Annotated in this window: 7 protein-coding genes; 3 read left to right on the forward strand and 4 right to left on the reverse strand. The window is 66.3% G+C overall.

Annotation, left to right across the window (positions count from 1 at the left end):
• The first annotated feature begins 307 nt into the window (after positions 1–307).
• Positions 308–883, forward strand: a complete 576-nt coding sequence (locus tag FJ222_10350; protein ID MBM4164822.1) for a rubrerythrin family protein — start codon at positions 308–310, stop codon at positions 881–883.
• Between the two features lie 43 nt (positions 884–926).
• Here FJ222_10350 and FJ222_10355 read toward each other — a convergent pair whose 3' ends face one another.
• Genes FJ222_10355 through FJ222_10370 form a run of 4 tightly spaced genes read right to left on the reverse strand, consistent with a single transcriptional unit; the run spans position 927 to position 5,434 of the window.
• A complete protein-coding gene (locus tag FJ222_10355; protein ID MBM4164823.1) occupies positions 927–2,990 on the reverse strand; it encodes a M3 family metallopeptidase in 2,064 nt (687 codons plus the stop codon).
• Positions 2,987–4,006: a bifunctional oligoribonuclease/PAP phosphatase NrnA gene (locus tag FJ222_10360; protein ID MBM4164824.1), complete on the reverse strand. Its 1,020-nt coding sequence runs from the start codon at positions 4,004–4,006 to the stop codon at positions 2,987–2,989. Before FJ222_10360 ends, FJ222_10355 begins: the two co-directional genes overlap by 4 nt.
• 5 nt (positions 4,007–4,011) lie before the next feature.
• Positions 4,012–4,857 carry a 3'-5' exonuclease gene (locus FJ222_10365; protein MBM4164825.1) on the reverse strand — a complete coding sequence of 282 codons (846 nt, stop codon included), beginning with the start codon at positions 4,855–4,857 and terminating at the stop codon, positions 4,012–4,014.
• Positions 4,838–5,434: a GtrA family protein gene (locus FJ222_10370; GenBank protein ID MBM4164826.1), complete on the reverse strand. Its 597-nt coding sequence runs from the start codon at positions 5,432–5,434 to the stop codon at positions 4,838–4,840. The genes FJ222_10365 and FJ222_10370 overlap by 20 nt, the downstream gene beginning before the upstream one ends.
• A 75-nt stretch (positions 5,435–5,509) precedes the next feature.
• On the opposite strand from FJ222_10370, the gene FJ222_10375 reads away from it, so the two are divergent.
• Together FJ222_10375 and FJ222_10380 are read left to right on the forward strand one after the other, a co-directional pair.
• Entirely contained in the window at positions 5,510–7,135 is a 1,626-nt protein-coding gene (locus FJ222_10375; GenBank protein ID MBM4164827.1) for a hypothetical protein, read from the forward strand.
• A 150-nt stretch (positions 7,136–7,285) separates the two neighbouring features.
• The gene (locus tag FJ222_10380; protein MBM4164828.1) at positions 7,286–9,442 is read left to right on the forward strand and encodes a hypothetical protein; all 2,157 of its coding nucleotides are present in this window, start codon (positions 7,286–7,288) and stop codon (positions 9,440–9,442) included.
• Positions 9,443–9,607: the final 165 nt, after the last annotated feature.

Below are 9,607 nucleotides of genomic sequence, written 5' to 3' on the forward strand. Positions count from 1 at the left end.
AACCGGGAAAAGAGATCCTCGTTCGAATTGTCTCCATGCTGGTCGGATTGATCCGTAGCACATCCCCTGATCGTGTGCATGAGCCGGGAGCCGTCTACGAGCCGGATCGGCAAAGGGTGGGGGATTACGATTACGATTACGATTACGATTAGGAATTAACGACCTCATCAGAACTGCCATGCGCCCCCCTTCGTGCCGATACACGGTTGCCGATTGCCGAGGGAAGTGGTAAATTATCGCCGTCCGCATCGCCCGGCAGTCCGGGCGGAAGGGGAGCGGAGGACGGACAATCAACAGGAGTTCAGCCATGGCAAGCATCAAGGGATCGAAGACGGAGATCAACCTGCTGACCAGTTTTGCGGGCGAATCGCAGGCGCGGAATCGTTACACGTTTTTCGCCAGCGCGGCGCGGAAAGAGGGGTTTGTGCCCATGGCCAACCTCTTCCTGGAGACGGCGGATCAGGAGAAGGAGCACGCCAAGCGGATGTTCTCGTATCTCGAGGGCGGTCAGGTCGAGATCCGTGCGGCGTATCCCGCCGGCGTGATCGGCAAGACACACGACAACCTGCTGGCCGCCGCGGCGGGCGAGCATGAGGAGTGGACGCTGCTCTATCCCGGATTCGCCCAGATCGCCCGCGCGGAGGGTTTCGCGGATGTCGCCACGATGTACGAAAAGATCGCGGTGGCGGAACAGTACCATGAGAAGCGCTACCGCGCGCTGGCGGCCAATCTTGCGGCGGGCCGGGTGTGTGTCCGTCCGGCGGCGGTGACGTGGTACTGCACCAACTGCGGCTACATCCACGAGGGGACGTCGGCCCCCAAGCGGTGTCCCGCCTGCCTCCACCCGGTGGATTACTTCGAGCTGCTCGCCGAGCCGTTCTGACCGGCCGCAAGGGGCGCGGCGCATGCACATCCTGATGACCCGGTCACCGCAATCCCGCATGCCTGAGGAGCGGCTCGATGGCGGGGGGGCGGCCGCGGAAGGTCTGGAAGACCTCCATCGGGTGGACGCTGCCGCCGAGGGCGAGGAAGGTGTCGCGGAAGCGCCGGCCGGTGGCGCGGATCGCGGCGTCATTCTCGAGACCGGCCTCTTCAAACGCGGCGAAGGCGTCGGCGGCGAGGACCTCGGCCCACTTGTAGCTGTAGTAGCCGGCCGCGTAGCCCCCCGCGAAGATGTGCGAGAAAGAGCAGAGCAGGCGGTCTTCGGGAAGCAGCGCAAAGGGGAGCAACCGGGCGGCGGCGGCCCGTTTGACGGCGTCGGCGTCGGCCGCGCCGGGCTGCGGGTACCGGGCATGCAGATCCATGTCGGTGGCGCCGAGATAGAGCTGGCGGAGCATACCCGATGCGGCCATGACGTTCCGGGCGGCGATGATGGCGTCAAAGAGGGAGCCGGGAAGCGCCGCGCCGGTCTCGATATGACGCGAGAGGGAGGTGAGCGTGGCGCGATCGTAGCACCAGTTCTCCATGAACTGGCTGGCGATCTCGACGGCGTCCCACTCGACGGTGTTGATCCCCGAGGCGTCGGGCTCGTCAATGGTGGTGAGCATGTGCTGGAGGGCGTGGCCGAATTCGTGGAACAGGGTCTGCACTTCGGAGAGCCGCATGAGCGAGGGACGCCCGTCGGCGGGGGGCGTCTGATTGCAGACGATCAGCGCGAGGGGATGGCGCAGCCCGCCGCCGGGCAGGCGGGCGCGGGTGTGGAAGTCGTTCATCCAGGCGCCGGAGCGCTTGGTCGCCGGGCGCGAGTAGGGATCGACGTAGAACCAGGCGCGCGGGGCGCCGTCGGGGTCTTCCACGCGGAACAGGCGGACGTCGGGGTGCCAGACCGGCGCGTCGCCGTCGGCGGGAACGATGCGGATGTCGAAGAGGCGCTGGGCGAGGGCGAAGAGGCCGTCGAGCACGAGCGGGAATTGAAAGTAGGCGCGCACCTGTTCATCGCTGTAGCGGTAGCGCGTCTCGATGAGCCGTTCGACCCAGAAGGCCCGGTCCCAGGGACGGAGTTCGGTGTCGGCGAAGCCGTTTTCGCGCGCGAAGTCGAGCAGTAGGGCGGTTTCGCGCGCGGCGGCGTCGCGCGCGGCGTCGGCGAGTTGCGCGGTCAGGGCGTCAACCGCCTCCACCGTGCCGGCCATCTTGTTGGCGAGGCTGACGGCGGCGAAGTGGGGATAACCCAGCAACGCGGCCTTGTCGCGGCGGAGGGCGAGAATCTGCTCGACGCGGGCGGTGTTGTCGCAGGGGGCGGATGACGCCTTGGCGGCCATGGCGCGGAAGAGCGTTTCGCGATGAGCGCGGTCACGGGCGTGCATAAGGAAAGGGGCTGATACGGCGGCGTCCAGGGTGATGCGCCACGGCCCGTCTTCGGGGGTGGCGGCGGGTTCGCCGGCTTCGCGCGCGGCCTGGGCGGCCAGGGAACGGACCGTCGGTGGAAGGCCGGCGATGCCGCCGGCATCGCGGATCCAGAGGCTGTAGGACTTGATGGCGTCGAGGACGGCGTTGGTGAAGGAGGTTCCGGCCTCGGCCAAGTCGCGCTGGATGGCGTTGAAGCGGTCATGGGCGTCGCCGTCGAGGCCGACGCCGGACTGTTCTGCGGCGCGGATGGCGGCGTCGAGGACGCGGCGCCGGGCGGGGTCGGAGACGCCAGCGGAGCGGATGGCGCGAAAGCCCTCGTAGAAGCGCCTGCTCTGGGCGATGCGGAGGGAACAGGCGACGACCTCGGGCTGCAGGGTCTGCTGGGCTTCGCGCCAGGCGTCGCTGTTCATCACACTGAGGAGATGGTTCACAATGCCCCAGGCGTCATGCAGCGGTTCGCACAGCCGCTGGAGCGGCGCCATCAGGCCGTCCCACGTCGGTGTGAAAGCGGCCTCCAGCGCGTCCGCGCCCGCGGCGGCGGCGGCAATGGCGGCGCGGACTGCCGGGACGGCGTGTTCGGGCGCAATACGGTCAAACGCGGGGAAGAAGGCGGATGAGGCGAGGGGGTTTGTCGCGGGGGTCATGCGGGCTCCGGCGGGCAGGCGTCGAGCCATTCGTCAACGGCGGCCTGGACGCGGGTGATGGCTTCGGCGAGGGGCGCGTGGATGGTGCAGCCTGCGGCGCGGGCATGGCCGCCGCCGCCGAAGCGCTGGGCGAGAACGGTTGCTTCGATCGGGGCGCGGGTGCGGATGCTCAGGCGGGTGAGGCGTTCGTCGGGCTTGCCCTCGTAGAAGAAAAGAGCGACGCGGCTGCCAGCGAGGGATCGGGGAATTTCGATCACGTCCTCGGCGTCGGCCTTGACGCAGCCGGTTTCGGCGAAGTCGCGGTCAGTCAGCGAGATCACAGCGACATCGCCGCCGCGCCAGACGGCGAGGGTGTTGAAGGCGCGGCGCTTGAGTTCGAGCACCTCGCGCGAAAAGAACCCATACAGTCGGTCGTTGATCCAGGCGGTGCGCACACCGTGCTTCAGGAGATCCGCACCGCAGCGGAGGGTCGAGGGGCGGGTCTGATCGTGGGCGAAGCGGCCGGTGTCGGTGATGAGTCCCACCCAGAGCGCCTCGGCGGCGGCGCGGTCCAGGCGCCAGCCGGCGCGGCGGGCCAGCTTCCAGATCATCTCGCTGGTCGAGCTGGCCGCAGCGTCGATCCAGTTGAGCGTGCCGAAGCGGTCGTTGGTGCGGTGGTGGTCGATGTTCAGCAGCGGGAGGGTGCGGGCGAGGGGTTGCAGCGGCTCTGGAATCCGGTCGCGGGCGCCGCAGTCGAGCACAACCATCAGGTCATACGCGCCGCAGGCGGCCTTCGCGGGCGAAACGAGCGGACCGGCGCTTGTGAGAAAACCGGGGCTGCCGAGGTGGGTCGGATCGGCGCAGACCGTGATCCGGTTGCCGCCGCGGGCGAGCAGGCGGCCGAGGGCCACAGCGCTGCCCAGCGCGTCGCCGTCGGGGCGCACGTGCCCGGAGATCAGCAGCGACTCGGCTCCCGACAGGGCGTCCAGCGCGCGGAGGATCGGTGTATGTTTTCGTGGTGTATCCGTGGCCGGCATGGAGCTTATTCCTCGGACGGGGGCGACGGCGTTTTGATACGCGGCGGTTCAGGGAGGACGCCGGTGAGGGCTTTTTCGGCAATCGCGCGTGTGTCCATGGGGAAGTCGCTGCGGACGATCCACTTGAGGAAGTTGGGATCATCGCGGATGAGATCGAGGACGCGCGTTCCCTTTTTCTTGCCGAAATTGATGACAAGCTGGCCGTCGATCCAGCGGAAACGGCCCGCGCGGTCGGCGTTGAAGGGGTCACGCGGATTCAGCATCTGGTCGAGCGTCTCGAGGTCGGTTGGGAGGTCGGGATAGCGCTTGAACTGGCCCATGACCACATCAATCGTCGCGCGGGTATCGGCCTCGGCGCCGTGGGCATCGGTGTGCTCCCGGCCGCAATAGAAGGCCAGCGCCGCCGCGAGGTTGCGCGGCTCGCGCGTGTGAAAGATCCGCTGGGCGTCGAGCACGCGGCGGGAATCGGCCTCGAAGGCAACGCCGGCGCGGCTGAACTCCTCGCATAGCATGGGAATGTCGAAGCGGGCAATGTTAAACCCGCCCAGATCGGCGTCGCCGATGAACGCCCGGATATCGCGGGCAACATCGGGGAAGCGCGGACAATTCTTGACGATCTCGTCCGTGATCCCGTGGATGGCCACCGTTTCCAGCGGGATCGGCAGACCCGGATTCAGCAACCAGGTGCGGGATTCCTCGGAACCGTCGGGGTTGATCTTGATGATCGCCAGCTCGATGATGCGGTCGGCGCGCGGCGTGACGCCGGTGGCCTCCACGTCGAGAAAACACAAGGGGCGATCCAGTTTGACAGGGAACATGGGCACGTCCATTTCAGCCTTTAAAAATGACATATTTGCGCATCGCGAAGTTGATCAGCAGGGAGCTGACGAGGTTGGACGCGAACGCATAGGTGGTCTGCATCCCGTGATGGGACATCAGGAACGTCTGGACACCGGTGCCGATCACCAGACTGATGCCCGACCCGCCGAAAAAATACAGAAATTCCAACGCCCAATGATGTCGTCCGGGTTTGAACACAAACAGGCGGTTCAAGAGGTAGCACACGGTGTTGGACAGGGTGAAGGCGATGGCATTGCAGTAAATGGCGTGCCATACGCGCACGGACTCCGATACCGTCGGCGCCGTGAGACCGAGCAGGCGCACGGTGATGTCATTCTGTGTCAGGCAGGGCCATAGATACCAGCCGCAAAGAAAAAACGTGGCGACATGCACGCTCGTGGCCAGGCCGCCGACGATGCCGTACTTGATGAACTGCACCACGGGGTGGACGTCGTGGCGCAAAAGCGCGGAAAGGCCGCTGCGGGTCGGGTTTCCGGTGGCGGAACGGTCCTGAGATGTCGGGATATTGTTCATGTGGACGCACTTTATAGCACATCCGCAGGGCGCGTGGAAGGATGAAGAGAACATGAGCGCAGCGAGGCTCTTGCACCCGTTCCATTATCAGCTTTATTTTCTCCGTCCGCCCGCAGTATACTTCCCGGCATGTCACTTTCCCTTCAGACCGGACCCGCGACCTGTGTCTCCGAGCCGCCGGGCGACGATCAGCGCGCGGCAAATCTCGATGGGATGGCGGACCCTGCGACGGGCATGGACGTGATCATCGTCTCGACCACAAGCCCGCATCAGGAGACCTACTGGCAGGATCGCCTGGAGCGCTCGCGCGGACAGGTGGCCCGGCGTGACGCGATCATTCTCGTGTTGTGCGAGGACTGGCCGGGCGGCGCCGGCAACGGCCTGGGTACGCTGTATGCCCTGCAGGAGGCGGCGAAGCGCGCCCGCCTCCGGCACGGCGTGGACCTGCTTCAACATCTGCGATGCGGCGCCGCCATCGGCCTGTACCACACGGCGGGCAAGGGCACCCGGTTGGCCCCGCTGCCGGCGGCCGAGTACAACAACAAGCCCGGCGTTCGGCTTCCGGGTCTGCTGGAGCTTGACGGAGACCCGGTTCCGATCACCATTCTCGAAGCGGTGATTCGGCAGACCGGGATCTACGCGCACAGCCGCAGTGGCCGCCTTTCGGTGTTCTGGGGCGATCAGGTGTTCATCCCCAGTCGCGAGGCGCGGTACACGCCGACCCACGCCGTGGACATCCTCGCACAGATGAGCCCGATGCCGACCGCCGATCAATGGCGGGAGCGCGGATTGGAGAACTATGGACTGATCGCGGTGCGAGCCTCCGGCGACGCGGCTCAGGTTGAAAAGGTGGCCTTCGCTGAGGCAGCCCGTTTGGTGGCTTCCGGTGTGATCGGCGTGGAGGGCGGCATCGGCGTCAGCCTGGGATCGTTCAGCATGTCCGCCGCCTTTACCGAAGCCCTGCTGGCCGAGTTTGCGCCCGAACTGACGGCGCGGCGCGGCAAGATGGACACCGACCCGCACTTCTGGATGCCGCTGACGCTGGATCGTGACACCTACGTTCGCATCATGGTCCAGAAGCAGGAGAGCCCGGAAGTGGCGGCGGCGCATTATTCGCGGATGCAGGCGTTCCGTTCCCGGCTTCCAGACGGCTGCGAGCGCCTGTTCGGCTGCGTGGACATCGGGACGAGCGCCTACTGGTGGGATTACGGTCAGATTCGCGGCTACATCGAGAACACGCTCGCGTTGACCGCCAAAACGGCTGAGGCGGCAGCAATGCGACGTTTCTTCCGTCTGCCTGAATGCGGCGGCGCCGGTGCTCCTGGCGTGGACGCCGACGACCGTTCGGTGCTCGTCGGTTGCCGCATCGGGTCGGGTCGCATTCGCAACAGCGTCCTCGTGGACGTCACTGCGACGCGGGTGGATGTCGAAAACGCCGTCGTGGTTGGTGTGGCGGCACCTGAGATCACCGGCCGCAGCATCTTGCTCTACAACGTGCTTTCTGAGGTTCCGCTGCGGCCGGCTGATGGAGGCGTTCGCGCGGATGTGATTCCGCCGGAGGGCGAGCCGTTGATCTGCTGCACCGATCACAGCCGGGACGGCGGCCGGGATTGGTATGAACGACTGCCGGGGAACGCCATGAGCTACGACGCGATCGCCGAACACAATCGCAAGACGGACTGCCGGGCGGCCACGGCCACGGCGCGCCGCCGCTTCGCACGTCTGGCGGCGCGGTTGTTCCACGCAGCGGATTAACCGTAAGTTCGGTGTGTGGGTGTGTGGGTGTGTGGGTGTGTGGGTGTGTGGGAGTCTGGCGCCTTTTTTCTGAATCAACGCCACTAATGGATGTCCGGAAGGGCTGTGTTCCTGATACCGTAAGGACTGACGGGTCATGGAGAAAGGGTCATGATGGGCCGGAAGGTGCTGCGGGCCGCAATCATGGGGGTGCTGGCGGCTGTAGCCGGGGTTCAACCGGTCTGGGCCGTCCAACTGCCGTGCCTCGGTCCCGTGGCCTTCAACACGGTGACGGCCGCCGTTGCCGAACGGGTTGAGTGCCGGATTGGTGTTGACCAGGTATTTGAGAATCCCTACGATCCGGCGTGCGTGCGGCTCGATGCCGTGATCGAAGGGCCGGCCGGTCTGCGGGTCTACCCCTGCTTCTATCGCGTGGCGGTCACGGAGGCGGGCACGGAAGCAGACGCCGGGGGGTGGTTTTTCCGGCAGGCGTTCCGCTTGGAGGGCGTTTACCGGGTGTCGTTCCGCCTGACCTCCGCCGCCGGTGTGGCGGTCACGCCGCCGCAGGAGGTGACGGTTGAGGGCAGGCGTCCCGGAGGATTCGTCCGGCCCGATCCGCAGCGCAACGGGGTCTGGGTGCGCGACGACGGGTCGCGCCTGTTCGCATCCGGACTGAATCTGGCATGGTCTGGAGGCGCTGACCGCGCCCCCTACCGCGAGCTGCTGACGCGTTGCGCCGCGTCGGGCATCCGGTTCATCCGCGTGTGGATGATCGGCTTCGCCGCACAGGAGCTGGAATGGAGCGGGGCACTGTTGGCGCCGTGGAACACCGGCTACGGGCTGGGGCGCTACAACCAGCGGGTCGCTGCCTTCTTTGACTGGCTCTTCGAGGAGTCCGCGCGGCAGGGGGTGTTCATACAGCTTGTCTTTGAAACGCATGGAGAGTGGAGCACCGAGGTCGATGCCAACTGGGAATTCAACCCCTACAATGCCGCGCACGGCGGTTTTCTCAATACGCCCGCTGAGTTGTTTTCGAATATCGGGGCACGGGAACGCACGCGGGCGCGATACCGTTACTGCGTGGCACGCTGGGGCGCCGAATCGGCGCTGGCGGCGTGGGAGCTGTTCAACGAGGTCGATCAGTCCGATGCCATCCGGCTGCGGGGCGAAGCGGCAGCGGTTGTCGCCTGGCATCAGGAGCACGCACGGTTCATCCAGGCGCTCGATGCCGTGCCGCGGCCAGTCGTCAGCAGCGCGTCCGACACCGCCTTTCTCATGCGCCTGGCCCAGGGCGCGCCCGCGCTTGATCGGCTGGACATGCATCTGTACCGGGATGACGCCGTGCAGGCGGCGGCTGAGGTACAGCAGGCGTGGCGCCAGACGGACGGCATCGCCGCGGGCCTGTATTGCGGCGAGTTCGGTGTGACCGACGAGACACCGGCTGAACCGGCTGAATCTGCGCGCGTGCGGGGGCTGGTCCGGCGGTTGACGTGGCGGGGGCGGCTTGCGGGGATGCCCGCGTGGTATTGGTTCTGGAACAAGGCCGAGGCGGCGGGCGTGTACGACGTTCACCGGGCTATCGAAACGGTTTTTTCGGGTTGGGATCTGGCGTCCGTGCGCTCGCAGACCGCCCGCGTCTTCGGAGGTCGGCCGGTTGAGCGGCTCACCCTGACCCCCGAAAGGGAGTGGGCCGCGACCGTGACAAACGTCCACACGGTGGCTTTCGAAGGCTTGCCTCATCGTGTGCTGTTCGGCCAGTCGGGATTTTTGCAGGGCGCGTGGCAGGCTGAAATGGGGCGCGTGTTGTGTCTGAAGGCGGAGTTCATGGACGACGGTGCATTCGAGATCGCGGTGACGGGGGCGTCTTCGGCGGGGGATAACGAGCTGACTGTCATCCTCGACGGGCGGGAAATCTGGCGCGGTGCGGTGACGAAGCGGATGTTGTTGCCGGTCGCGGTCAGGCGGGGATCGCATACGCTCGACCTGCGCAACACGGGGTTGGACTGGCTGCGGATCGGTTCGGTCACGCTCGTCCGGCCGGCGGCACAGGCCGCCGAGGCCGTCGCGGTCACCGACGGGCGGCGTGCCGTGGCCTATGTTGCCAGCAAGGGATTTCTGGTTGGCCGGCAGGAAACGGCCGAACCCTGTGCGGGCCTGACGCTTCGATTGGAGGGATGGCAGGGAACAGAAGACATACCACGGGTTCGTTTTGCGGATCCCGCAGACGGGGCGGACTGCGGCACCGCAAAAGGCATCCTGCGCGAAGCCACCGCACTCAGCATCTCGCTGCCGTCGTTCACCCATGACATCGTTGTGGTCGTGGACTAGGTTCGACAGGTTTGCAATCGGTTGGCAACGGGGGGGGGCGGGAGAGTGTGTGGGTGTGTGTGTGTGTGGGTGTGTGGGTGTGTGAGTGTGTGTGTGGGTGTGTGGGTGTGTGGGTGTGTGGGTGTGTGGGTGCGTGGGGTGGGTAGGGCAGCGGCGTCTCGCCGC

The sequence above is a fragment of the Lentisphaerota bacterium genome (assembly GCA_016873675.1).
In the GTDB taxonomy this organism is placed as follows: Bacteria; Verrucomicrobiota; Kiritimatiellia; order RFP12; family JAAYNR01; genus VGWG01.